24 protein-coding genes are annotated in these 26,581 nt (G+C 39.8%); 10 read left to right on the top strand and 14 right to left on the bottom strand.

Going from position 1 to position 26,581, the window contains the following annotated elements:
• Positions 1 to 20: 20 nt before the first annotated feature.
• Positions 21 to 1,946 carry a lytic transglycosylase domain-containing protein gene (locus Aru01_RS10875; protein ID WP_228128718.1) on the bottom strand — a complete coding sequence of 642 codons (1,926 nt, stop codon included), beginning with the start codon at positions 1,944 to 1,946 and terminating at the stop codon, positions 21 to 23.
• Between the two features lie 306 nt (positions 1,947 to 2,252).
• Between Aru01_RS10875 and miaB the strand changes: the two genes are divergently transcribed.
• The 6 genes from miaB (at position 2,253) to Aru01_RS10845 (ending at position 7,825) form a co-directional block, all read left to right on the top strand.
• A complete protein-coding gene (gene miaB, locus Aru01_RS10870) occupies positions 2,253 to 3,707 on the top strand; it encodes a tRNA (N6-isopentenyl adenosine(37)-C2)-methylthiotransferase MiaB (RefSeq protein ID WP_016654969.1) in 1,455 nt (484 codons plus the stop codon).
• A 37-nt stretch (positions 3,708 to 3,744) separates the two neighbouring features.
• Entirely contained in the window at positions 3,745 to 4,830 is a 1,086-nt protein-coding gene (locus Aru01_RS10865) for a PhoH family protein (RefSeq protein WP_016654968.1), read from the top strand.
• Positions 4,831 to 4,903: 73 nt separating this feature from the next.
• The gene (gene ybeY / locus Aru01_RS10860; protein WP_016654967.1) at positions 4,904 to 5,380 is read left to right on the top strand and encodes an rRNA maturation RNase YbeY; all 477 of its coding nucleotides are present in this window, start codon (positions 4,904 to 4,906) and stop codon (positions 5,378 to 5,380) included.
• 247 nt (positions 5,381 to 5,627) lie between these two features.
• Positions 5,628 to 6,302 carry a hypothetical protein gene (locus Aru01_RS10855; protein WP_016654966.1) on the top strand — a complete coding sequence of 225 codons (675 nt, stop codon included), beginning with the start codon at positions 5,628 to 5,630 and terminating at the stop codon, positions 6,300 to 6,302.
• Positions 6,303 to 6,423: 121 nt separating this feature from the next.
• Positions 6,424 to 7,128 (top strand): DUF3108 domain-containing protein, encoded by a 705-nt coding sequence (locus Aru01_RS10850; RefSeq protein WP_016654965.1) that lies wholly within the window; start codon positions 6,424 to 6,426, stop codon positions 7,126 to 7,128.
• 118 nt (positions 7,129 to 7,246) lie between these two features.
• A complete protein-coding gene (locus Aru01_RS10845; RefSeq protein ID WP_016654964.1) occupies positions 7,247 to 7,825 on the top strand; it encodes a xanthine phosphoribosyltransferase in 579 nt (192 codons plus the stop codon).
• Positions 7,826 to 7,934: 109 nt separating this feature from the next.
• Here the strand turns inward: Aru01_RS10845 and Aru01_RS10840 are convergent, their stop codons facing one another.
• The 5 genes from Aru01_RS10840 to wrbA form a co-directional block, all read right to left on the bottom strand.
• Positions 7,935 to 8,612 carry a DUF799 domain-containing protein gene (locus tag Aru01_RS10840; RefSeq protein ID WP_016654963.1) on the bottom strand — a complete coding sequence of 226 codons (678 nt, stop codon included), beginning with the start codon at positions 8,610 to 8,612 and terminating at the stop codon, positions 7,935 to 7,937.
• The gene (locus Aru01_RS10835; RefSeq protein ID WP_016654962.1) at positions 8,609 to 8,974 is read right to left on the bottom strand and encodes a DUF4810 domain-containing protein; all 366 of its coding nucleotides are present in this window, start codon (positions 8,972 to 8,974) and stop codon (positions 8,609 to 8,611) included. The genes Aru01_RS10840 and Aru01_RS10835 overlap by 4 nt, the downstream gene beginning before the upstream one ends.
• Before the next feature lie 16 nt (positions 8,975 to 8,990).
• Entirely contained in the window at positions 8,991 to 9,665 is a 675-nt protein-coding gene (locus Aru01_RS10830) for a CsgG/HfaB family protein (protein ID WP_016654961.1), read from the bottom strand.
• 186 nt (positions 9,666 to 9,851) lie between these two features.
• The gene (locus Aru01_RS10825; protein ID WP_016654960.1) at positions 9,852 to 10,334 is read right to left on the bottom strand and encodes an OsmC family protein; all 483 of its coding nucleotides are present in this window, start codon (positions 10,332 to 10,334) and stop codon (positions 9,852 to 9,854) included.
• A 62-nt stretch (positions 10,335 to 10,396) separates the two neighbouring features.
• Positions 10,397 to 10,987, bottom strand: a complete 591-nt coding sequence (wrbA, locus tag Aru01_RS10820; protein ID WP_016654959.1) for an NAD(P)H:quinone oxidoreductase — start codon at positions 10,985 to 10,987, stop codon at positions 10,397 to 10,399.
• Positions 10,988 to 11,101: 114 nt separating this feature from the next.
• On the opposite strand from wrbA, the gene Aru01_RS10815 reads away from it, so the two are divergent.
• Complete coding sequence (locus tag Aru01_RS10815) at positions 11,102 to 12,367, top strand: YihY family inner membrane protein (RefSeq protein WP_016654958.1); 1,266 nt, start codon at positions 11,102 to 11,104, stop codon at positions 12,365 to 12,367.
• A gap of 86 nt (positions 12,368 to 12,453) precedes the next feature.
• On the opposite strand, the gene Aru01_RS10810 is transcribed toward Aru01_RS10815, so the two are convergent.
• The 5 genes from Aru01_RS10810 to Aru01_RS10790 all read right to left on the bottom strand — a co-directional run bounded on the left by Aru01_RS10810 (position 12,454) and on the right by Aru01_RS10790 (position 17,096).
• Positions 12,454 to 12,732 carry a hypothetical protein gene (locus Aru01_RS10810; protein ID WP_016654957.1) on the bottom strand — a complete coding sequence of 93 codons (279 nt, stop codon included), beginning with the start codon at positions 12,730 to 12,732 and terminating at the stop codon, positions 12,454 to 12,456.
• A 102-nt stretch (positions 12,733 to 12,834) separates the two neighbouring features.
• Positions 12,835 to 13,338 (bottom strand): DUF6586 family protein, encoded by a 504-nt coding sequence (locus Aru01_RS10805; RefSeq protein ID WP_016654956.1) that lies wholly within the window; start codon positions 13,336 to 13,338, stop codon positions 12,835 to 12,837.
• 172 nt (positions 13,339 to 13,510) lie between these two features.
• Positions 13,511 to 13,747: an RNA recognition motif domain-containing protein gene (locus tag Aru01_RS10800; RefSeq protein ID WP_016654955.1), complete on the bottom strand. Its 237-nt coding sequence runs from the start codon at positions 13,745 to 13,747 to the stop codon at positions 13,511 to 13,513.
• A gap of 81 nt (positions 13,748 to 13,828) precedes the next feature.
• Positions 13,829 to 15,817: an ATP-dependent helicase gene (locus Aru01_RS10795; RefSeq protein ID WP_016654954.1), complete on the bottom strand. Its 1,989-nt coding sequence runs from the start codon at positions 15,815 to 15,817 to the stop codon at positions 13,829 to 13,831.
• A gap of 133 nt (positions 15,818 to 15,950) precedes the next feature.
• On the bottom strand, positions 15,951 to 17,096 hold the full coding sequence (locus Aru01_RS10790; RefSeq protein ID WP_016654953.1) for a glycerate kinase: 1,146 nt from the start codon (positions 17,094 to 17,096) through the stop codon (positions 15,951 to 15,953).
• Between the two features lie 197 nt (positions 17,097 to 17,293).
• Here Aru01_RS10790 and Aru01_RS10785 point away from each other — a divergent pair, with 197 nt between their 5' ends.
• Positions 17,294 to 17,842, top strand: coding sequence for a DUF2059 domain-containing protein (locus Aru01_RS10785; RefSeq protein ID WP_016654952.1), 549 nt, complete (start codon positions 17,294 to 17,296; stop codon positions 17,840 to 17,842).
• 58 nt (positions 17,843 to 17,900) lie between these two features.
• On the opposite strand, the gene clpX is transcribed toward Aru01_RS10785, so the two are convergent.
• The 3 genes from clpX to tig form a co-directional block, all read right to left on the bottom strand.
• A complete protein-coding gene (clpX, locus tag Aru01_RS10780) occupies positions 17,901 to 19,202 on the bottom strand; it encodes an ATP-dependent Clp protease ATP-binding subunit ClpX (RefSeq protein ID WP_016654951.1) in 1,302 nt (433 codons plus the stop codon).
• A 35-nt stretch (positions 19,203 to 19,237) separates the two neighbouring features.
• On the bottom strand, positions 19,238 to 19,849 hold the full coding sequence (clpP, locus tag Aru01_RS10775) for an ATP-dependent Clp endopeptidase proteolytic subunit ClpP (protein ID WP_016654950.1): 612 nt from the start codon (positions 19,847 to 19,849) through the stop codon (positions 19,238 to 19,240).
• Between the two features lie 186 nt (positions 19,850 to 20,035).
• A complete protein-coding gene (gene tig, locus Aru01_RS10770) occupies positions 20,036 to 21,370 on the bottom strand; it encodes a trigger factor (protein ID WP_016654949.1) in 1,335 nt (444 codons plus the stop codon).
• Between the two features lie 414 nt (positions 21,371 to 21,784).
• On the opposite strand from tig, the gene Aru01_RS10765 reads away from it, so the two are divergent.
• Positions 21,785 to 23,974, top strand: a complete 2,190-nt coding sequence (locus Aru01_RS10765; RefSeq protein ID WP_016654947.1) for a TonB-dependent receptor domain-containing protein — start codon at positions 21,785 to 21,787, stop codon at positions 23,972 to 23,974.
• Positions 23,975 to 24,291: 317 nt separating this feature from the next.
• On the top strand, positions 24,292 to 26,517 hold the full coding sequence (locus Aru01_RS10760) for a TonB-dependent receptor (protein ID WP_016654946.1): 2,226 nt from the start codon (positions 24,292 to 24,294) through the stop codon (positions 26,515 to 26,517).
• Positions 26,518 to 26,581: the final 64 nt, after the last annotated feature.

The following is a 26,581-nucleotide window of genomic DNA, read 5'->3' as shown; positions in this document are numbered from 1 at the left end:
ACCGCAATAACACACCTAGTTTACGGGGTACGTGTTGGGATAACTGGCATACGACTTTCAATCACTTGTGGCCCTTGTTTGAGCAAAATGCCATAGTGCACCGCATTGGTCATCACATTTTTCACATAGTCCCGCGTTTCAGCTAAAGGAATAGATTCAACGTATTGATCTGCAGTCAATGGTTGTTGCTCAGGTTGCCAACGCTTAGCACGATTAGGACCAGCGTTGTATCCTGCAGTAGCCAATACAGGGTTCGCACTTAACTGCGAATGAATCATCGACAAATAAAAAGTACCATAACGAATATTCGTATTAGGATCAGAAGATACCGCTGGATTATAACTCTCACCCATTTTCGCTGCGACATGTTTAGCTGTTGCAGGCATGATTTGCATTAAGCCTCCAGCACCCACATGAGAACGGGCATTGGTTACGAAACGACTTTCTTGACGCATCAAGCCATAAGCCCAAGATGGGTCAATACCTGCTTTTTGACTATAGCTCACAACGGTTGCCTGATGTGGAGTTGCATAACGGTACTCATAGTTATGTGTTTTGGCCGTTCGATCGGCTGCATAAATTGCACGATCGTACCATCCCATTTCAGTTGCACGTTTTGCCGCAGCAAGTAGCAAACCATCATCTTGCTTTAAATAGGCTTGACGTACTGCCCAGTTCCATTCGCGATTGACGTAGTTCGCTGGCGCATTGATATTACGTAGCGTAAATGCACGACGGAAATGAACATCCTGGTTTAAACGCTGTAGATCACTACTTGAAGGCTGTGCGGTAGGTGCTGTCGCATTATAACGCTGCCCCAAATGATCCTTAGCCAATAAGTTATGATAATCATCACCTGCATTGGCGAGTTTATTATAGATTTCTTGTGCAGTTTTCTTAGCACTACGGTCATCACGTTGCTCTAAAGCACGGGCCAACCAATACTGCCAGCGTTCGCTTTGCTTCTGATTAATACTCATGCTCTCTACAGCACGAATGACGCTCTCCCAACGTCCAAAGCGTACTGCCTGACGTGCATAAATTTCAGCTTCTTCATCTGTAAACGGTACACCATAACTTTGATCAAAGGCATCAAGCACAGCACGATTAAAGTTATTTTTCATGACTGTAGTACCACCAACATAAGCAACAGTACGATACAAATACTTCTGCACATCTGCGGGTACATCTTGAGTTAAACGAGGTAATGTTTGTAACGCTGTATTTAAATCAGTGTCAGCAGCACGACCAAGCGCAAAAACCAAATATGCATAATCCGTCATACTGGTTTTAGGTGCTGTCCATAAGTAGTTGACAGGGTTTGCTTGAATTTGGTTTAGCTGTGCTAAAGATAAATTACTATTTAAAGTTTGTGCTGTAGCCATAGCAGGGCCTGACTGACCTGCACGTAATTGAGCGTATAAACGCTGTTCACGATCATCTTTGGTCATTAAAGGGCTAGACAACATCATACGCCCAAGGCCATTACAAGACTCAGGTTGAGTGTTCGTTGCTAACCAAATGTCTTTATATTCAGCATAAACCAAACTGTCTCCTGTACGCGCACGCACTTGTGCTACGGCACAGCTTTCAGCTTGGTCAGGATTAGATACATAATTTAATACAGGTTTGGCTGTTGCAAAATCGGCTTGTTTTACTTTTTCTTCAACATAATCTGCTGCGAGTTTTTCTGCCATCGCAGACTGTGGATAACGCTGCGCAAAGCTAATAATACTACTGGCAGGCTGAAAACCTAGATTGGTATTTAGAGACCAATATTCAGGATAATACCCCAATACGTCATTTTGCATTGATACGCGATACTGTTCTAACAGTGCGCTATTTCCAGAATTTGCTGCACGAAGCGCATCATTAAACTGCGTTTCATCGGCGTGTGTACATTGCACACCCAAGAGTGCAAGACAGCTAAACAGACAGGTTTTCATTGTTCTAAAATGTTGATGCTTATACACAATATCGTTTCCTAGCTGCATGACTGACCTTTTAATAATCACACTGTATCAAAACACATAGTTTAAGTATTCCTAACCCTAGCTACTGTTCTGTTGTGTAACCTTCTGATTCAAGGGCATTAATAATATCTTTTTTTAGTTCACATTCAACAGCATTATGAACACATTTAATTCTTCGCTCTTTGTCGACAAATGCGGTAAAATGCTCCGTTTTTTACTACGCGTCTAGCCAATTTCTCGCCAGACCTAAGCTAATGCTGACCTTTTTAAGGAGCCTACATGACGGTTCAAACCTTCATCCCCAATGCGACTAAAGCTGCTGCAGAAAACACTGTTACCCAGCCTCAGCACTCTGACTCGATCAATGCAGTTAAAAAACTGTACATCGAAACTCAAGGGTGCCAGATGAATGAGTATGACAGTCACCGTATGGCAGATCTTCTAGGTGAATCGCACGGTTACATCTTAACCACAGACCCTAACGAAGCAGATGTGCTCTTGATGAACACCTGCTCTATCCGTGAAAAAGCTCAGGAAAAAGTATTTTCTGAACTTGGCCGCTGGCGTAAATTGAAAGAAAAAAATCCCGACCTTGTCATCGGTGTCGGTGGTTGTGTGGCGTCTCAGGAAGGCGACAATATTCAAAAACGAGCGCCTTATGTTGATATGGTTTTTGGCCCACAAACCTTGCACCGTATTCCACAAATTTTGGACCAACACCAGTCTCAACTAGAGAAACCGAAGAAAGATAAAATCAAATTGGTGGATATTTCTTTCCCAGAAATTGAAAAATTTGATTACCTTCCAGAACCACGTGTCAATGGCTATAAAGCTTTTGTCTCAATTATGGAAGGATGTTCAAAGTACTGTTCTTTCTGTGTGGTACCTTACACTCGTGGTGAAGAAGTCTCTCGACCACTTGACGATGTTCTTGCAGAAATTGCAGGTCTGGCAGAAAAAGGCGTACGTGAAATTAGCCTACTCGGCCAAAACGTCAATGGGTATCGTGGTGAAACTTTTGATGGTGAAATCTGTAGCTTTGCCCAATTACTCCGCTTAGTTGCTGAAATCCCAGGAATTGGACGAATTCGATATACGACTTCACATCCATTGGAGTTTTCTGATGACATTATTGAATGTTATCGCGATCTCCCACAAATGGTGTCACACCTACATTTGCCTGTACAAAGTGGATCGAACGATGTTTTACAAGGCATGAAACGTAACCACAGTATTGATGTTTATATCGATAAAATTAAAAAGTTGCGTAAAGTTCGTCCTGACATGCATTTATCAAGTGACTTCATCATCGGTTTTCCAGGTGAAACAGATGCACACTTCGAAGAAACTTATCAGTTTATTCAAGATTTAGACTTTGACCACTCTTATAGTTTCGTATATTCAAAACGCCCTGGTACACCAGCATCGACACTTGCAGATGACACTCCTGAAGCTGTGAAAAAAGAACGTTTAGCGAAAGTTCAACAATGGATCAAACAATCAAGTATTGAAAAAACTGATGCCATGCTTGGCACTCTTCAGCGTGTATTGGTAGAAAAAGTATCTGATAAAGAACCAAATATTTTAGTAGGTACTGCTGATAATACTCGTTTGGTAACATTTATAGGCGATGCTAGTTGGGTCGGACGCTTCGCAGAGATCGAAATCACTGAAATTAAAACTTTAAATTTAGTTTATGGTGAACTCTTGAATCTCGAACCCGACGTAGCGTAATGTAGCCCTATAACTTTACTAATAAAAAGGATATACCTTGACTGCAGAGATTCGACGTACGGTAGCTTTCCCAGGTGTTTCAATGGAACGTATTAAGAGTATGCTCGGCGCATACAACGGTCACTTGAAACAAATCGAACAACGTTTAGAAGTCAAAATCTCACATCGAGGTGACTTCTTCTATGTAGATGGTGAGTTAGATGCTGTTGAGCGAGCAGAAGGCTTGTTGCAGCGTCTGTATGATGAAGCTGAGAATGTGCAGCAAATCAGTGCAGATACGTTGCACCTGATGATTCAGGGCAGCCAAACTGACCGTGAGTTACAACAAGATCCTGATCAAGAACATACTGGCCTAGACGAGGTTTGGTTACAAACTCGTAAAGGCCGTATTAATCCACGCGGCGCAAATCAAAAGCGCTATGTACAGCGTATTTTACAAAGTGACATTTCCTTTGGCATAGGACCTGCGGGTACAGGTAAAACCTACCTCGCAGTTGCTGCTGCAGTCGATATGCTAGAACGCAATGAAATCCAGCGTATCCTCCTTGTTCGCCCTGCTGTTGAAGCAGGAGAGAAACTCGGTTTCTTACCGGGTGATCTCACACAAAAAATCGATCCTTATTTACGCCCACTTTATGATGCCTTGTATGAAATGCTTGGTTTTGAAAAAGTGGCTAAATTGATCGAACGTCAAGTTATTGAAGTTGCTCCACTCGCCTATATGCGTGGTCGTACGCTCAACCATTCTTTTGTTATTTTGGATGAAGCGCAAAATACCACACCTGAACAAATGAAAATGTTCTTAACCCGTTTAGGTTTTGGATCACGTGCGGTCATTACTGGTGACATTACTCAGGTTGATTTACCACGTGGACAACAATCAGGTCTTGCTCAAGCACTTCGAGTACTTGAATCCATTAAAGAAATTCACATCACTCGTTTTCATTCGCGTGATGTGGTGCGTCACCAATTGGTACAGAAAATCGTTGAAGCCTATGAAGGCTGGGATTGTGAACAACAGCGTGTTTCAGCTGAAGTTCGTGCCGAACGTAAAGCACGTCAGGAAGCGTTAGTTCAAGCCAATGACAATGCTGCAGATGCACAGCACCAAGCAGTCGAATAACAGCTTGGGTCTTGGTTAATTCAGTCAAGACCCTCGTTTTATCTGTTCGACCTCACACATAAAAAGGTTTATTTTGAAACTTAGTCTTAGCTTGCAACAATCGTTTGAATCAGCCACTTTGCCACTCAAACGTGCTTATTTAAAAAAAGTCATTGAAACCACATTACGTTATATTGATGTCGATGAAGATTGCGAAATCGGTATCGCCTGTGTAGATCATGATGAAAGTCATCGCTTAAATCTAGAATATCGCCAAAAAGACAAGGCAACCAATGTGCTGTCTTTTCCAAGCGATATTCCTGAAGAAGTTGTGGCGCTGTTAGATGCCCTACCCATTGGTGATTTAGTCATTTGTATTCCAGTTGTCTTAACTGAAGCACAAGAACAAAACAAAACACCGATCGAACATTTTAGTCATATGCTTGTACATGGTGTTTTGCATTTGATGGGTTATGACCACGAAACCAGTGAAGCCGATGCAGAGCAAATGGAAGCAATAGAAATCGCTATATTAGCTAAACTTGGCTTCGACAATCCTTATATTTCATAACAGCAACTGATTCAAATCTTATGATTACTGCACTCAGCTTTAAAATATGCGCTAGAGTGACAGTAATCATGGCCTATTCTGGCCTTATTTTTTATACTACTTTATGTTTAAATTAAAAAATCAAACTGAATAATTTGAATAAAACAGTTTTTTGCTACGATTTCATTAGATTTCGTCGTCAAACTTAAACCATGTTCAGCCCTTAAGATGGCTGCTCACTATGATGACATCATCGGGGACATAATTTATGCAGACACTGCTGTCTAATCTTGCCAATCGAGCACGACATGCATGCCTTAAAGCAGGTGATTTCATTGAAGAGGAAAGAGAGTTCCCTATATCTCAAGTCTTTCTCAATGCGACTTTTAAACGCTATGTAACCGATAATGTTAGATTACTTAAAGATCTACATGCAGACTTGCATGACGATTGGCTAAGACTTTACGCTACAGTTGATGTTGCTGGGATCTATGCCAGTTTATCTGTAGATTTAAAACTCGTCTCAATGAAAATGAATAAAGATGTTCAACTCATTGTTTTTGAACAAATCAGTGAGACTCGAGTGCTTGACTCAAAATTTGCCAAAGTATGGTTAAAGCTTGCTGTCAATTCAGCGTTATTCTTTTACCAAAAAGTTCTTAAACGTGACCCTCTTGGTAAAATATTGTCAAAATACAATATCGTCTATGTTGAAAATGAATTGCTGCATCTAGATCTTAACCGTTGGTTAGGTAAACCAGCTATTCTGGATACATTGAACAAAGTTCGTATTAATCATGCTGTGCTCGCAGAAACAGAGTTACGCGTACAAGGTAATATTAATTTAATGGCCTTGTTTAGTCGTCTTGACCGAATTCAAACCGATGCTGACCCAGATGAACTCGAATCCTTGGTTACACCTATTGAACAAAAGAATGGTTAATTCATGGTTTTGGTACTTATAACCATGTGAAAATTCACAATAATCATTAAAAAATTCAGAATTTACTCAGAATTGAACTGTACACTGTGTCATAGAACAACCCTTTTCGAGGACCAATATAATGAATTTGTTTACTTCAAACTCTTCACGTTTGCTTACAGCCCTTACGAGTTTGGTCTTACTCGGAGGCGTATCAAGTAGTAGTTTCGCACTCAGTCCATTTAATGCCAGTTACCAGTTTTCATATAATGGAAAAAATGTAGGTAGTGCCACACGTCAACTTGCACAAAATGGCAATAGCTGGACATACTCATTCTCGGCTAAGGCAGCAGCATTGGCTTCAGCCAATGAAACCAGCCGTTTTAGTTTAAGTAATGGACAAATTCAATCGAGCAGTTTTAGTCGAACAAGTAAAGTATTGGTTCATAGTAACAAACTCAATATCACCTTTAACCCAAGCAGCAAAGTCATTAGCACTCAAAAAGATGATAAAGCACGTTCATTTGCTTGGAGAGCCGGTGTACTTGATGAACTGAATGCTGAATTACAGGTTCGTGAAGACCTCAAAGGCGGTGGTCTTAAAGGAACTTATTATATTGCCGATGCCAAATCAGCTGATGCGCGTCAGTTTATTAAGCAAGGAACCGAGTCTGTTACGACACCTTATGGTACCTACAGTACGATTAAGGTCTTATTAAAACATGACAATGCAACCAAGAGCTCTATTTTTTGGTTAGCGCCTCAGTTGGATTATTTACCTGTAAAAATGACCCACCAAGATGGAAAAACCTCTTATAGTTTGTTACTTACAAATTATAAAAAATAAGATTTTCAAAAAAGCTTGCTTAATTTTTGCGATTCAACTCAATTAAGCTTGCATTTTTTCAGGTGCTTTTTAAAATACGCATTTGCTAAAAGCATCTGACTTCTAGAGGATTCTCCCTGTGCAAGCACTCGAACAGAAAATCTTAGCGGAAGGTATCGTTCTTTCTGATCAGGTTTTGAAAGTCGACTCCTTCCTCAACCATCAAATTGACCCAGTGCTTATGCAGCAAATTGGTCAAGAATTTGCTCGTCGATTTAAAGATGCAGGCGTCACTAAAATCATCACCATTGAAGCTTCAGGTATTGCACCAGCGGTTATGGCGGGTTTAGAACTTGGTGTACCTGTTATTTTTGCTCGTAAATATCAATCTTTAACGCTTAAAGATGATCTTTACCGCTCTAAAGTATTTTCATTTACGAAGCAAACTGAAAGTACTATCGCCATTTCTAACAAGCACATCGCTGCAACTGATCGCGTATTAGTGATCGATGACTTCCTTGCAAATGGTCAAGCAGCACTTGGTTTAGCTGATTTAATTCATCAAGCACAAGCTGAAGTCTTAGGTATTGGGATTGTAATTGAAAAATCATTCCAACCAGGCCGCAAGCTTTTATTAGAAAAAGGCTACCGTGTAGAATCTTTGGCACGTGTCCAATCACTCCAAGATAGCACAGTACAGTTTGTTCGCGACGAATGAGTTGTCTAAACACATGATGATTTACGCCTAAGTGTAAATCATCACAAAAAAGCCTTGATGTCTTAACATCAAGGCTTTTTTAATACGCAGTCAAAAAGTATGACTCAAGTTATTTTGTTGGTACGTCCTGCTGATACTGCGGTGAGCGTGGACCATACAATAGCCCTGTACCAGGTCGTGATGGTGTAGGTGTATACATCATCATATTCACTTGATTAGCTAAAGGATATGAACGATCACTTAAGCTATTTGAAACCTGATCGATCACTGCACCAACCAATGCACCAATTAAACCACTATCGCCATTATTACTTGATTGTGAAAGTGATTTAGACCCCGACCACAATAGAGTACCTGTTTTTAAATCAATGAGTTTGGCTTCTGCTGCAACAGTAGAAACGCTTTGTAAAACTTGATAACTCGCACCATATTGTTTAATGCGAATATAAAGCGCAGCATCTGCACCGAATATTTCCTGCAATTTTTTTGCTGGAATATTTTGTGCCTCAGCACCACTATGCACACCATTTTCCTTAAACATACTGTCAACAACAGCCATCGGAAAAACATAATAGCCAGCTTCAGCTATCGGCACAGTAACTCCTGACCACACACTATATGCTGCTTTAATATCAAGAGAGTCATTTACAGGCGGTAAAACCAAGATCGAACGCGGCATATGTGCACGGAAGTCAGACATATCTTTTTGCGTGGTTGCTGTGGTCGCACAGCCTCCCAACAAAGAAGCGGCTGTTAACAATACTGCGCATTTGAAATTCAATTTCATTTCGCAGCTCCTTTATTGCCCGTTAGTTGCTTCAATAAACGATCCATTAACACAGTAGATTCTGGATAGACTTGACGCTCCAACTGAAAATACTCAGCTGCTCGATTCATGTTATTTTCTTCTGCGTACATCAAACCCAAATGAGCATAAAGACCCGGTGGAACGGCTAAGTTCTTGGCTTTACTTTTTTCAACCTCAGCTTCAAGCTTTTGGATTTGTGCGCTCGGTGATGCCTTCTGTGGCTGGCTGTACATTAAATAGCTTTGCTCAGGATAAGAACCCCAGCTATACAAAGCACTTGGCGTTGATACACAGCCCACCAAGGCCAACCCAATAAGAGGTAGCAAAAATAAATTTTTCATTATTTTTTAAACTGCCTTATTTCAATGACCATTTGCCAGTTTGCAGATCTAAAACAAGATTATTGACTGCTTCACGTACAGCTAAATCAAGTACTTTACCATTTAAAGTAGAGTCATAAGAGGCTGTTGAACCAAAACCTAATACTTCACGTGCGCTTAATGCATATTCACCCGCACCTTGTACAGAGTGGACAACTTCTGAGGTTTTTACATCGACAATATTCAGATTCACTTTGGCATAAGCAACCTGCTCTTTACCGCGGCCCAAAATCCCAAATAGTTGTTGATCGCCCACTTCTTTGCGACCGAATTCAGATACATCACCCGTTAACACATAACGTGCGCCTTTAATCGATTGACTTGTTTGGGTATAATCTGCTTCTTGTTGTAATTCAGACAAATTATCACGATTTAATACCGTGAAATAACCCGTTTGCTGTAAATGTGTCTCTAAAATTGTTTTGGCTTGGCCACCTAAACGATCAACATTATCGGAGAAGATGCCACGCATATAGCTTGAACGGTTATCAAATTTACCGATAGATACAGGTGTTTTTGGACCCTGATATTTCACAGCAGAAGTTGCTGCGGTCACTTGTGGTGCCTGAATGCTTCTTGATGTTTCTGTTGTAGAACATGCTGTTAAAGTTAGTACAGCACTACCACACAACGCAATTGTCAGCTTTTTCATTTTTTACCCTAGTCTCAAAATCTTCGATAAATCTAGCCAATATAAGTTTATTTTTTATACTCACCACTTTATCTGTATGTATACAAATATAAGTATCAAATCATTCATCTAATACCAGATAATTTTGACATACTCCAACCACTTTAGCATTAGCTCAATTGGTCGTTAGAAGCTCAAGCTTAAACTTCATTTCTGTTCAGACTGTGCTTCACACCGCGGCTGACAGTACACTGGAAAATTTACAGAATTGGCGATCATACACTCATGATGAGCTAGTGCATGTAGGCTTTGCGCAAGTTCTAATTGTTCCGCATCCTGAATAATCACATGGGGCTGCAAAGTCACTTGAGTAATATGTCCACGTTTTACCGGATCATTATCTTGCATTTCACCCAGTGCTTCATCGACATAGCTCAATACACAAATCTTGTGGTCTGCACACAAATGTAAGTACCAAAGCTTATGACAAGAAGAAACAGCTGCAACAAGTAGCTCTTCTGGATTCCAACGCGCTGCATCACCTAAATAGGCTGGATCTGCTGATCCTGAAATAATCGGCTTATTGGGATGCTCTACATCAAAGTCACGGCGGTAAGCCTGATAAGATGAAGTTCCTGTACCTGTGTTGCCCTGCCATCTCACTTGAACAGCGTAATGATGTAGTGTCATGATTCCCTCTAACGATTTATCAATTTGAAAGCTTAAACATCCATGTTGCTATATGCTTATTTTTAAGCTAAGCGTTGTACCACTTCAGCAAGGCGCTTACCCTGAGCTTCACACAAGATACGCTCATCTTCACTCAATGCTTGATCGTGTCGAGAACCGCTCACATGACTCGCCCCGTATGGTGTACCGCCCGTTTTCGTATTCGACAAGGCAGGCTCTGCATTACTCAAGCCCATGATCATCATGCCATGATGAAATAATGGCGGCAGCATAGTCAGTAAGGTGCTTTCTTGGCCACCATGCATTGAACCTGATGCTGTAAATACACATGCAGGTTTACCGTGTAGAGCACCGCTGAGCCATAGACTTGTCGTTTGATCCCAAAAATATTTCATTTCACTTGCCATGTTGCCAAAACGTGTTGGCGAACCCAGTGCAAGTCCGGAGCAATTGGCTAAATCCTCTAAACTACAGTACAAATCCCCCTCTTCTGGAATACTTGCAGCAGCTTCAGTGACCACTGTAGCAAGTTGAGGGACAGTTCTAATTTTTACATTTAACCCTGTAGATTCAATGCCCTTTGCAATCAGTTCAGCCATTTTCTTCACTGAACCGTATTTACTGTAATATAAAACAAGGATATATGGCTGCATATTTTGCTAGACTACGATAAAAGAGAAAACTATACGTTATTTTTCTCTTTTTGGGACATCTCTATGCATTTGAATAATGTAAGAATTTAAATAAAAGAATGAGACGGCATCTATATGTTTGAAAAGTATTTTAAGAAACTTCCTTTTTACGATCACACATGGTTTCAATTTATGCTATTTGTGATTAAACGTTTTGAAGCAGATCGCTGCCGAGAACAGGCAGGCTCTCTTACCTATACCACGCTCTTTGCAGTCGTGCCAATGCTGACCGTTTTTTTAGTTATTATTTCCTCTATCAATGCCTTAGAACCAGCAAGACAACAATTACAACAGCTGATCTACAGTAACTTTCTGCCTAAAACCACGATCGCTTTTGACAAAGCACTTAATGCCTTTACCTCTAAATCCAGTAACTTAACGATTATTGGTATCTTATTCTTATTCGTAACTACAGTCTTAATGTTAACGAGCATTGAATCTGTATTTAACCGAATATGGCGAGTACGTGAAACACGCGGAGGAATTATCGGGTTTATGCGTTATTGGACAATTATTTCACTGGGTCCAATTTTGCTGGGCAGCGCCTTTGTAATCTCATCAACCATTGCATCGATGAATGTGCTCAGCAGTAACTTTGCAGGCTATCAACTTGATGGTGCTTATTTATTCAGCCTAATTTCCTTTACTTTAACCATACTCGGATTCTTTATTTTATATTGGACGATACCCAATCGCCCTGTGCCTGCAAAAGCAGCCATGATCGCCGCGGCATTTAGTGCCACGATTTTCGTTTTACTCAAAAGTCTATTTGGCTTTGTCATGGCCAACTTCACCAGTTATGAAATTATTTATGGTGCTTTTGCCGCTGTACCTATTTTCCTACTGTGGATATTTTTATCTTGGAACATCGTTTTATTGGGTGTTGAGATTAGCTATGCGCTAACCGCTTTTAATGCGCATAAAGAGTCAAATCACCATCCAGTCATTATGCTCATGGACCTACTGCAACTCTTTTACAATAAACAGAAAAAAGGCGAAGCCGTTTCAGATGCTGAAGGCCTTGAAGTCTTAGGGCGCGAAGAAATTGGACGTTGGCCAACGTATATCAATATCCTCGTGAAAAACAACCTAGTAAAATGTACAGGTGATGACCAGTTCGTACTTGTGCGTAATCTAAACGAAGTTGATTTTTGGCAGTTTTACAATATGTTGCCGTATCCACTACCTCGACGTCAGGATCTACTTGAGGTTGCTGTCAACAAAGTTTGGCTACAAGACCTTGGCCCAGCATTATCAGAGTCTGATGACTTTTTAAATGCTCGCCTGTCTATTCCACTATCCCAAATTTTTGAAGACACGAGCAACAGTCGTCATCACTAAACAATGTACCTTTGCACAGTTTAAATCTCAGGCACAAAAAAACCTATCTTGTCTAAACGACAAGATAGGAAGATATTCGCAATCGCTTAGCTTAGAAATTGAGGTTTTTCATCTACAACCTCAGCTTGCCATTCGCCTACTTGTTTTTCCATCAAGCTAAATAATGCAGCCTGAATCATGTGTTGAGCCAATACAGTTGTTTGCTCACCTAACATCTGTTTAACCTCAGCATTAAACTGAATTGTAATTAATGGCTCTTTTTCAGAACCAGCATTACGTAGTGCCAGCTCACCACCTTCAAGTTGAACTAATTCGAGAATGACTTCTTGATTGCCGAATAATTCTTTTAACTGTTCTATAGTCATAGATCCTCCATGCTCAACACAATACAAAATATTAATTTTGCAGTGTAGTGCGATGATATATCGGGATAGACATCGTACAATTCAAGTCATCCCGTTTATAAGTTAGAATTCGACCATCTCATTACGAAATCCATCGAACAACTGTGATAAATCTCGATGCCACTCACGCAAAATTGCACTGTCTGGCAACCATGCTTGTGGAGATTGAGTCACTTTAATAATCAAGTTGGATGAAGTTTCAGGTTCGGGCTCAATTGCTGCAGGTTCAGTCGCGTACTGGCACAGTCGATATGCACGCTTCAACTCTGCAATAAGCCCTTGTTTGGCCAATTGTTGCATCACCGTAACTTCTGGTGATACCTGTCCTTTTTGTGCCATTTCTATTTCTATTGACTTTAATGTTGGATAGGGATCGTTTAAACGATAATAACGCGCCAACTCTTGTAAAAATGCCAACAGTGCACCATGTAAATGAAAAACCGCAGCTTCACGAGCAGCTTGAGCTTGTTGAACATGATCTAATTGCTCTGCTTGTTGACAAGCCAAACGCGCAAAATATAGTTTTTGATTGGTACGATCAGTGTGATAGCGCGCAACACGGGACATAATTCATTTCCAAATAGCACTCTGCTTTAGCTTAAATATACTTTGCCAAAAAACAAAGTATTTAAATGCTTTTTTTTTAATATGTCATCAAAGCCCATCAATCAAATAATTTGAAAAAATTCGATGCTTTGACTTACTCACTCTTCTGACATATCAAAATCATTAGACTGACTTATTCAGCAACTTTAACTCGGATACCAATACCCTTAACTTTTAAAGTATTCAAAGCCTTAACCGCTTTAATTGCTTCACGAGGATTGGTCATTTCAACAAAACCAAAGCCTTTAGATTTACCAGTCCCCTGATCCAACACAATCACACAAGAGTCTATTTGCCCAAAAGGTTCAAATAGAGCCAACAATTCTGCTTCAGTAATTGATCGCTCTAAATTACGCACGAGTATTTTCATTTCACAACCTTTTAAACAACAATAAGTTCAAACAACAAAAAAAGTACACTATGAAAAATTCACAGATACGGTTGATTAAGTTTAATCTAGATTTAATCCAAAATCGAAATCTATTCTACCTGATGAATATGACTTAGTCCGATGTGATGTACTCTGTTGATGATGAGTTTCACTGATACATAATTGACGTGTTAAGCCTGTTAAAAAATAATTTTCAATTTTACGGCCTTGCTCATCATATTTTTCAGTGGTCCACTGGCTTAAGTTTTGCTTAGTCAGAATTAATTCATTTTGAGCGCGGGTTAAAGCCACATAAAGCACTCGACGCTCTTCTTCAACCTCAGCAAAACTTTCCAAAGCCCGTGCATGCGGGTATTGACCAGGGCTAACATTGGCAACATAACACACTTTTTGCTCAGTCCCTTTTGCCGAATGGATTGTAATCAGTGTAACTACATCATCTTGCTGTAATCGCTCTACCTCTGAAATAGAAATAGGATCAAGTACATACTGCTCAAGGAATTCACTGAGCTGATGATGTTTTTCTGCAAGTTGTTTAACTAAGTCAAAGTCATTGCGTCGCTTAGACCAATCTTTCTTGGCATAGTTCTCGGCAAGCTGATCTTGCAACGCCTCAATTGCCAAACAAACACAAGCATGTACTTGATCTTTTAATACCGACATTTGCTGCATGATTAAGATTGCTTGTGGCGACACTCGACCAAATTTTTCAAGTATTTTTACGATCGCCGAAAAGTCTTCTGCTTTAAGCAACTGCAATGCAAGCTTACTCGCCCCTACATCACCCACCCCAGGCCAGAGTGTTAAAAAGCGCATCCATGCAATGTCATCTTGTGGATTGGCAATGACGCGCAGCATACTCAGTAAATCTTTTACATGGGCTGTTTCAAGTAATTTCATGCCACCGATAAAACGATATGGCACATTTGCTTGTATACAAGCGGCCTCAATGTGTCGTGCTGCAAAGGACGAGCGCAACAACACCATATGTTCATTCCACGCAGCACCATCAGTCAGATGGCGTCGCTTTATGTCATCAACAATCCATGCTGCTTCATCAAATTCATTGCGAAAAATATGCAGTTTAGGTTTTAGCCCTGCACCACGCTGTGCCTGTAATTGCTTGTTATATTCAATAGGACTTTGTGCTAACAGCCAATTTGAAAGATCTAAAATTTCTTGAGTGGAGCGATAATTTTGTTCCAACTTAAATATATTTGCTTGAGGTACACGTTCTTTAAAATGATGAATGTTTTCAAAATCTGCACCACGAAACGCATAAATCGACTGTGCGTCATCTCCCACACAGAATAAATTGACCTTTTGCAACAATGGCTCAAGTAAGGCCCATTGCAAAGGGTTGGTATCCTGCATTTCGTCGACCAGCAGATGCTTACACATCGACGCGACATAATTCACCAGCCCCTCGGACTGAGCCAATGCAACAGCAACAAAGGCTAATATATCGTCATAATCAAGGAAATTACGCGCTTTTTTTCGTTGCTCATAATCTTGCATGATGTGTTTAATTGCATCTTTTTGCTCTAGATACTCAGGAAGCTGTGCCTCTAATGCCTGACTTAATGACTGCCGTGTATTGCGCGCAAAAGAATATAAGTCACAAAGCTCTTTAGGTTTAGGCAAGTCATTAAGGTGATTTTTATCGTCTTTGCCACGCAATAAACGAAAAATGAGCATTTGATCATCACGATCAATAATTGAAAATTGCTCAAGACCAAATGCCTTAGGTGCTCGACGCAACAAATACGTACAGAAGGTGTGAAATGTAGAGGCCCTTAACCCCTTAGCAACATCTCCAAGTGCCAACTCAACTCGTGCAACAATTTCACTCGCAGCTCTTCGAGTGAAAGTTAAAATTTGAATTTGATCCGCAGGGACACCTTGTTCAATTAGATAGGCGGCGCGCGCTACAATTGTTTTAGTTTTTCCACAGCCTGCTCCTGCTAAAATCAAGCTATGTTGAGATTCGGTGGTTGCTGCTTGTTTTTGCTGAGCATTTAACTCATCAATTAGGACATTTAAACTCATAACCACCCAACATATTTTTGATCTAGGCAGTTTAACAGAGCCAACAGCGAAAAGCTGAATTCAACCAAGCCCATGCTAGATTTTCATCCTCAGGATCAATATTAAACTAATGGTTTTAAATAGCTGTGCTCAGTTAAGATTCAGCCATTCGCATTATACGCGCAATATTTTCACAGCAACGCTCTAGATTTTCAGCACCATGCAAACAGGCTTGTTCAACCGTACAACACTCTGGAACGATCGAAAAAATAGCAGAAAAACCTGCTGTATAAAGCGCATCAATCCCCTCTCCTACACGCCCTGCACAAGCAATAACCGGCACATTGAACTGTTGGGCTATACGCATCACACCAAATGGCGTTTTGCCCTGTAAAGTTTGTTGATCGATTGCACCTTCACCAGTAAAGACATAGTCTGCTTGGGGTAAATATTGCTTAAGTTGTACCAGATCGAGCATCGTCTCCACGCCTGAAGACATCTTAGCCGAGGCAAACACCATCAATCCATAACCTAAGCCACCAGCAGCACCTGAACCTGCAATATCTTGTACATCTATACCTAACTGAGACTGTACTATTGCTGCCACATGAGCCAATGACTGATCTAGAAACGGTACTTGAGCAGCAGTTGCTCCTTTTTGTGGGCCATAAATATACGAAGCACCATTAGGTCCAAGTAAGGGATTGGTCACATCGCTTGCAATCACGATATCTGTCTGTGCCAAACGCGGATCTAATCCAGTGATATCGATTCGATCCAATTGCAGCAAGCACTCAGCACCTAAGTTAAGTTCTCGCCCTTTGATATCATAAAAACGTGCTCCCAATGCTTGTGCCATGCCAATACCTGCATCATTGGTTACACTCCCACCCAAACCAATGATAATCCGTTTTACACCTTGATCTAAGGCAGCACTGATCAGTTGTCCTGTACCATAACTGCTGGTATAAAGTGGATTTCGTCTTGATACATCAAGCAGCTGTATCCCATTGGCCAAAGCCATTTCAACGACTGCCGTCTGGCCCTGATCGAGTAATGCAAAATAAGCCTCAACACACTGCTCGGCTAATGGCCCCATGACCTCACATTTAACCTTTTCCCCAGCACATGCAGCAAGTATGGCATCAACTGTACCCTCGCCACCATCAGCCATAGGCACACTAATAATATTTGCATCAGGAAATATACGCGCTATGCCTAAACGCATGGCCTGACAGGCTTCATTTGCAGTCATACTTTCTTTAAATGAATCTGGAGCTAACACAAAAGTTTTCGACATCAGCAAACTCAGTAGCAAAAGGAATATAAAAAAGCATAAGAAATATACAGGACGCGATCAAGAAGTAGATCAGCGAAAATAATGCGAATAAATCTCATTCAAATAAAATCTATTGACTAAATTTGCTTATAAATGCTGTTATGATCAAAGACTCAGTTCACTGATCCTTCAGAATATTCAAACATTAGAGATTTACTATGCATAAACGTCTTTCCTCATTACTACTCGTCACTCTTCTTGGCTCAAGCGCCAATTTATATGCAGCACCAATGCAATCTGCATCACTTGAAAAATTAATGCAACTCTCTAATGTTGAAGACCTCTTAAAAAATAGTACAACTGAAATGCGCCCTATATTTGATCAACAAGCTGATATGATCATCAAACAAGCGCTTGATGTTGAAAAACTAGATGCTAAGCAACAACAAGCTGCTCAACAGCTTTCTCAGCTTATGCTCTCTAAAAACCAAGAAATGTTAAAGCATCCAAAATTCATACAAGCCATTAAAGATGTTTATCAAAAAACTTATACGGAAGAAGAAGCCCAAGCTTATATCACATTTTTGAGCTCACCACTGGGTCAGTCAATTAGTAAAAAAACCATTAAATTAACTGCTGATATGATGCAACAATCGACTCAAGTTGCCTCTGAACTTTATAACGATCCAGCTCAGAAAGAAGAATTTATGCGCCAACTCAGTAAAATTGTTGCACCTTTGGTTGAGCAGAAAAAACCCAATAAATAAATTAAAAAATAAAAAAAACCGTGCAACTATCATTGCACGGTTTTTTATTCAAACAAGATTAAGCTGATTTAATGACTTTTAATTCAGCTTTGTCTTGAGTGTTTTGTTCTGTCTTTGGCTGACGCTCTTTCTTATACTCAGGTTGTGCCTGATCGGTAATCACCGCAGCATTGATGACGACTGTACCCACGTCATCACGACTTGGTAGGTCATACATTGTTTCAAGCAATACATTTTCCAAAATTGAACGTAGACCACGTGCACCTGTATTTCGATCTAAGGCTTTTTGTGCAACCGCACGCAATGCATCATCTTCAAAAATCAGATCAACATCTTCCATTTCAAATAAGTATTGATATTGGCGAGTTAAAGCATTTTTTGGTTCAGTTAAAATCTGCATTAATGCATCTTCATCTAACTCTTCCAAAGTCGCAATTACAGGCAAACGACCAATAAACTCAGGAATCAAGCCAAATTTCACCAAATCATTGGCTTCAACTTGACTAAACAACTCAGAGACTTTCTTAGTATCATCTTTACTACGCACATCTGCAGTAAAACCAATACCGCCTTTCTCTTGACGTTGCTGTACGACTTTTTCAAGACCAGCAAACGCACCACCACAGATAAACAAGATATTCGATGTATCGATTTGAATAAATTCTTGCTGTGGGTGCTTACGTCCACCTTGAGGTGGAATTGAAGCAACTGTACCCTCAATCATTTTCAAGAGTGCTTGTTGTACGCCTTCACCAGATACGTCGCGTGTGATAGATGGATTTTCAGACTTACGTGTGATTTTATCAATCTCATCGATGTAGATAATGCCTTTTTGTGCTTTTTCCACATCATAATCGGCTTTTTGCAGTAACTTTTGCACGATGTTTTCAACATCTTCACCCACATAACCTGCTTCGGTTAAGGTGGTTGCATCAGCCATTGCAAATGGCACATCAAGTAAGCGTGCAAGAGTTTGTGCTAGTAATGTTTTACCTGAACCTGTTGGTCCAATCAGCAAAATATTAGATTTAGCAATTTCAATTGCATCTTCTTTTTGTGCAGTTTGAGATACTTTTAAGCGTTTGTAATGGTTATAAACAGCTACTGACAAAGTCTTTTTCGCAGTGCTTTGACCAATAACATATTGATCAAGTGCAGCACGAATTTCATGCGGCTTAGGCAAAGGACGAGTTGCCCAGTCACCACTTTCTACTTGTTGACTGGTTTGAACTAGGTCCATGCACACGTCCACGCATTCATTACAAATAAATGCGTCCTCGCCTGCAATCAGCTTACCGACTTCAGACTGCGTCTTACCGCAAAATGAACAATGCTTTTGTCCTTGAGGATTATCGGACATTTTTACTCCAAATATTCTAGCTTTACTTTTAGATCTTAGTTTTCAGGACGTTTTGACAATACTTCATCAACTAAGCCATATTCTTTTGCTTGTTGCGCTGTCATAAAGTTATCACGGTCTGTATCACGTGCAACTGTCTCGTAATCCTGTCCACTATGCTGCGCCATTAAGCGGTTTAAGCGCTCTTTGATAAAGATAATTTCACGTGCATGAATTTCAATATCAGAAGCCTGACCACGGAAGCCACCCAAAGGTTGGTGAATCATTACTCGTGCATTTTCAAGACAATAGCGCTTACCTTTTGTACCCGCATTGAGTAAGAACGCACCCATAGAAGCAGCTTGTCCCATACAATAAGTCACGATATCAGGTTTAATAAACTGCATGGTGTCATAAATCGCCATACCCGCAGTCACAGAACCACCAGGTGAGTTGATATAAAGGTGAATATCTTTATCTGGATTTTCAGCCTCTAAAAACAACATCTGCGCCACAATAAGGTTGGCCATATTGTCTTCAACTTCACCCGTCAAGAAAATGACACGATCACGTAACAAACGTGAAAAAATATCAAATGAGCGTTCACCGCGAGAAGACTGTTCGATAACAACGGGGACTAATGCATTTTCAATAGTTGGAACGTACATACGTTATTTATTCCTGATTTTTGTTTCTCAGATTCATTCCCACAATATGCGGGATAATATTCAAAATTGCAAAATATTCCCTATAAAAGAGCGAACATTTTTCTACTGCCCTCAATTTCATAGTTTTTCACTGTCATGTTCACAATAAAAAAGGCGCACTAAGCGCCTTCTTTAGTCAAATAAAACTTAAGCTTGTTGACGTGCTTGTTGTTCTTTCAACAATTCATCATAGCTTACAGCTTTATCAGTTACTTTAGCAGACGCAAGGATGTGATCAACAACTTGATCTTCTAAAACAACAGCTTCGATTTGAGCACGTTGTTTTTCGTCATTTTTGAAGTATTCAACAACTTCAGTAGGATCTTCGTAAGAAGAAGCCATATCGTTGATATAAGCATCAACACGTGCTTGATCTACTTCAAGTTTAGACTCAGCTAAAATTGAACTCACCAATACACCAAGTTTCACAGATTTTTCAGCTTGTTCTTTGAAAAGCTCATCTGGCAACATGCTGCTGTCAAATGCTTGCGCACCTTGAGCACCAAATTGTTGAGTGAACTGCTGGATCATTTGTTGACGTTGACGGTCAATTTCTTGAGCAAGCATAGATGCTGGAATTTCAACTTCATTTGCAGCAACAAGTGCATCAAATGCAGCGCCTTTAACTTGGTTACGTAAGCCATTTTTAACTTCACGTTCCATGTTTTTACGTACGTCAGCTTTTAATTTCTCAACGCCATCTTCTTCAGAAAGACCAAAGATCGTTAAGAATTCAGCATCAATTTCAGGAAGTTTTGCTTTTTCAACAAGTTTCACATTGATTTTGAATTGAGCAGCTTTACCAGCTAGATTTTCAGCTTGGTAATCTTCAGGGAAAGTTACATCGATAACTTTCTCTTCGCCTTTCTTCATACCAATGATGCCGTCTTCAAAACCAGGGATCATACGGTTAGAACCTAAAACAAGTTTAAAGTCTTCAGCAGCACCGCCTTCAAACTTTTCACCGTCTACAGTACCTTCGAAGTCAAAAGTCACTTGCATGTCTTTCTTCGCCATACCTTTGGTTTCAACCCAAGTTTGACGTTGTTTTTGCAAGTTTTCTAACATAGTGTCAACGTCAGCATCTTTGATTTCAGAAGTTTTACGTTCAACTTCTAAAGTATCAAATGCATTTACTTTAACTTCTGGATAAACTTCTACAGTCGCTTCATAAACCAAAGCGTCTTCTTTGTTTTCAACTTTCTCAATGTTTGGCATGCCAACAGCATTGATTTTTTCTTGTTGAATTGCTTCAAATACTGTGTCACGGATTACATCATTTACCACTTCTTGGTAAATACCTGCACCATATTCACGGCGTACAACATTTAATGGCACTTTACCTGGACGGAAGCCGTTGATCTTCGCAGTTTTTGCAGTGCGCTTTAAACGAGCTTCAAACTGTTCGTTCACACGGCTCGTCGGTACAGATACATTTAAACGACGGGCTACGCCCGAAACCGCTTCAGAAGTTACTTGCATGGCTTCCTCGATATATTAAGTAGTAATTACAGTTTTAAAAAGTGCTACATTATATGCCAACAATGCAAGATATACAAAATCCTTGGGCATAAACTGGTATTTTTTTTATTTTTTAACCAACAATCCCATTACATTTAGCATTCAACACGTTATAACTGCCGTTTCCCTCACCCTCATGACAATCTAGAACAACAATCTTTAATACCTTGCGCTTTTTACTTTTTTCCATGAGATCTGCTCAAAATTACATTAGTTTTACTAAGTAAAAGATATATATCCACACCTTTTAAATATGCTGTGAATAAATTTAGAGTTTTTATTCAATTACTGTATAAATTTTATTGCTAATAATAATGCTTATTATTAAGATTGTGCCTATTTTTTAGTAATTTCTTCTTTAATGGGATTTAATCGATGATGAATTTTACTGCTCGCCCTTTAGCAGTTGCAGTCTTTGCACTGATGGCAGGCACTGCCTATGCCAATGAAAATGAAAAACCAACGGATTCGGAACGTGTTGTTCTTCCAACAATTGTCGTGACGGCATCTGGATATGAGCAAAAATTAAAAGATGCACCTGCCAGTGTTACAGTCATTACTGCGCAAGATTTAAAAGATAAACGTATCAACTCAGTTGCTGATGCATTAGTTGATGTTGAAGGTGTTGATATCAGTCCAATGGCTGGTAAAACAGGGGGCTTAAACATTCGTATCCGCGGTATGGATTCAGAATATACTTTAGTACTGGTCGATGGCCGCCGTCAAAACAGTACAGGTGACATCACTCCAAATGGTTTCGGTGAGTCGAATAATAGTTTTATTCCACCAGTTTCAGCAATTGAACGTATTGAAGTCATACGTGGGCCTGCTTCTACCTTATATGGCTCTGATGCCATGGGTGGTGTAGTGAATATTATTACTAAGAAAGTTTCAGATGTTTGGACTGGCTCTGTCACACTAGACAGCACGATCCTACCGAATAGTTCAGATTTCGGTAACCAACGTGCGATTGATGCCTTTGTTATGGGTCCTTTAATTCCTGACCTATTAGGTGTACAAATCCGTGGGCGTATGACTGAACGAGATCAATCACATGTTGCTCGTATAGATGATAAAGATGATCAAACAGAACTCAATATGGGCAACAACCCTACGAAGTCCGATTTAGATACTGTTGGCGTAAGATTCACCCTAACACCAACTAAAGATCATGATATCTCTGCTGAATATGAACAAACCAACCAATGGTATGACAACAGTAAGAGCCAACTGGGTACACTCGGTGCAGATGGTGGCTATGATGAATCGCAGGAATATAATCGTGAAAAAATGATTCTTGCGCATACTTGGCGTAATAAATTTGGCATTTTAGAATCAAGTATCAGTAATACCCAAACAGAAACTGAAGGTCGTTTAATTCCTTCAAGAGCTCAAAATGGTTCAAAGGCAATTACGCCACGTTTACTTGAAAGTGAAGATACTATTTTTGACACCAAGTTTACTACACAGCACTTTAGTGATCATAGTATTGCCGTTGGTGGACAATGGTGGGATGCCAGTATTAAAGATGGTCTACGCGCCAAACAAGAAGTCTCATTTAAACAACTCGGGATCTTTGCTGAAGACACTTGGGCTATCAATGACCGCTTAGCTTTAACACTGGGCTTACGTTATGACGATCATGATACTTTTGGTGGTTTTTGGACACCACGCGCTTACTTAGTCTGGAATGCTAATGACCAATGGACTTTTAAAGGTGGATATAGTGAAGGCTATAAAGCACCACGTCTAGAGCGTCTGACTGATGGCATTTATAACGTAGGTGGTCAAGGCCGTACTCCATTATTTGGCAATCCAGATCTCAAGCCAGAAACCAGTAATAACCTCGAGTTTGGCACCTACTTTAGCAACAACGATAATTTTGACTTTAATATCACAGCTTTTTATAGCCAGATTGAAGACAAGATCATGAATGGTAATATCTTAAAAACATGTGATGCTAGTCTAAACAAAGCTAACTGCGAAGAAATGATGGCTGACTTAGGCACACCATGGGTAATGCAACCAGGTGATACTGGAGATAAAGCATGGGTTGTAAGACGTCCCGTTAATGCGGAAAAAGCCGAAATTTATGGTATTGAAACAGGTGCTAACTGGACATTCCATCCAGATTGGAAACTAGGTGTTAACTACACTTGGACTGAAACCGAGATCAAAGACAGTAAACTGGGTAATCCTCCTCTAAATGACACACCTAAGCATATCGTCAATGCAACATTAAAATGGCAAGCAGATGACAATATTCAACTATGGGCTCGTGGTGAATATCGCAGTGAAAGAGCCCGCTTCCTTTCAAGTTATGACAGTCTTTCAAACAAAGAAAAAGCAACTTATGATGCTTTAGGTGATTATAAAGCTTACGGTCTACTCCATATTGGTTCTAATTTTAATGTCACAGACAATTGGGATATCGGTGTAGCACTTTATAACGTATTTGATAAAAACTTTACTGACTACGAGAAAGTCGGAAGCAGTTACTACAACCGTTATAGCAACACTCAAGAAGGTCGCCGTGTGCAATTAAGCACTACGTTTAAATTCTAAGTCGTAAAAACCATTAAAAAGCTCCGTACTCACGGGGCTTTTTTTACGTCAAAAATAGCCCAAACATTCTTCATACTGCACATCCAAGCACTTCTCCATTTTTTAAAGTAAAAAAAACAATAAACTAATTCATGATTAAAGGAATTATTAATAAAAAATAAAATCAATACCTTAGTAAAATCTTATACTTCCCACCAGTATTTTTTTCTTTTAATTCTCAATATTTAATCTATTTTTTCAATTTAGTTAAGCCAGTCTTAAAAAACAATAATCATTATTATTTGCACTCTATTTTAGATTACCTATCGAGCCGAATGATGTCATTCATAAAAACACGGAAGAAAATAGTCTCCTCTGCGATTGTCTCTTCAATCTCAGTAATCGCTACACAAGCGATGGCTCAAGAGCAAGAACACGTACAACTGCCAACGATCCACTTAGAAGCACAAGCAGATAAGTCTTTAAAAGTTGATCAGTCAGCAAATAATAAATTTACGGTTCCCCTACTCGATGTCGCCAAGTCAGTTCATGTAATTTCACCACAGCTAATTAGTGATACTAAAGTAAATACCCTCAGTGATGCACTTCGTACAGTACCAGGAATCACTCTGGGTGCTGGTGAAGGCGGTAATCCAAATGGTGATCGTCCATTTATTCGTGGTTATAGTTCAGAAAGTTCAATTTATGTTGATGGTATTCGTAACTCAACATCACAAAATCGTGAAATGTTTGCAGTTGAACAAGTCGAAGTCACTAAAGGTTCTGCCTCGGCATTAGGTGGTGCAGGAAGTGTCGGTGGTAGCATCAACTTAATTTCTAAGCTCCCTAAACAAGAAAACTTTATTGAAGGTTCTGTACAAGGCGGAACTGATAACTATGCACGTATTACCTTAGATGGTAACAAAGACTTTGGTAACGGTACGGCTGCTCGTGTAGCAATCATGGGACATCAAAACGATAAAGCAGGTCAAAATGATGGTGCTGAATATAAACGTTTTGGTATTGCACCAAGTATTAGCTTTGGTTTAGGTAGCCCAACACGTGCCACTTTAAGTTATTACTACTTAAAGTCGGATGACACGCCTGACTCAGGCGTACCATATTGGAACCATCAAACTAATACCGCAACGGGTAAACCTCTAGATGCTAAACAAGGTATTTACTATGGTTTAAAAGACCGTGATTTCCAAAAACAAGAAAATCATATCGGTACGATTAAGTTGGAACATGACATTACTGATGATTTGACCATTAGTAATACTGCTGTATACAACAAATCTAAAAATGACTACCTCTGGACTCAGCCAGATGACAGTAAAGGGAATATTGCCAACGATAAAGTTTGGCGCCGTATTAACTCACGTATAACAGATACAGATGCTTTCTCTAACCAACTTGCTCTCACAGGAAAGTTTAAAACAGGAAGTATTAAACACAGTTTTAATACGGGCATAGAATATAGCAACCAGCAATCTGATAAAGGTAACTACTCGACTCAATACCCAGGCTATACTGGTTCTACATCTGGTGGATTCAACAGCGACTGCAAAATTAATGATGCATGGTGTACCGATGCCTATAATCCAAATCCATATGATCCATGGTTAGGTAGTACGACCAAAAATAAAAAAGTCACAACCACAAAAGCGGATACCACTTCTCTTTATTTACTCGACAACATTGAAATTAACCCACAATGGTTAGTCGATGTAGGCGTACGTTGGGATAAATTCAATACCGAGCTTAAAACCCATGCAACAGGTGAGAAAATTGAGAACAATACTGACTTCTTCTCTTACCAAACTGGCTTAACCTTCAAACCTGTAGAGAATGGTTCAATTTATGCAAGTTTTGCAACTTCAGCAAACCCAGTAGGTGCTGATGCGGGTGATGGTTCTGAGACTGGACTCAATGCAAATCTAAGTGATCTTGATCCAGAGAAAGCACGTACCTACGAAATTGGTACGAAGTGGGATCTACTCGACAAACGCTTAAATCTAACTGCTGCAATCTTCCGTACTGAAAAACAAAATACACGTATTCAACTCGATCCAACCACATATACCAATGGTGGTGAAAGTAAAGTTGATGGTGTTGAGTTGGGTATTAACGGTAATATCACTGATAAATGGGCTGTGTCTGCGGGCTATACTTACCTAGACAGTGAATCAATCAAAAACGGAAAGTCTTGCCGTGGCGATAAATGTACAGACCAATCTGTGTTTAATGGCAATCAAATGCAGAATGTACCTAAAAACAGTGCAACACTTTGGACTACTTACCAAGTATTACCTCAGTTAAGTATTGGCGGTGGTGCAGTGTATAGTGACAAAGTTTATGGTGATTTAGCCAATACTAAGTGGGTACCAAGTTACGTGCGTTATGATGCAATGGCACGTTATAACATCAACAAAGATGTTAACTTACAGTTAAATGTCAACAACCTATCTGATAAACGTTACTTTACTAAGGCTTATGCTTCTCACTATGCAACAGAAGCTGAAGGACGCAGTGCAGTACTTTCATTGAACTTTAAATATTAATCCAATTAATAACATAATCCCTTATTTAAAATAGGGGATTTATACTAAAATAGCCTCAGTCGAG

The sequence above is a fragment of the Acinetobacter rudis genome, assembly GCF_000829675.1.
GTDB classification, from domain to species: domain Bacteria; phylum Pseudomonadota; class Gammaproteobacteria; order Pseudomonadales; family Moraxellaceae; genus Acinetobacter; species Acinetobacter rudis.
This window is presented reverse-complemented; position numbering and strand designations above follow the sequence as displayed.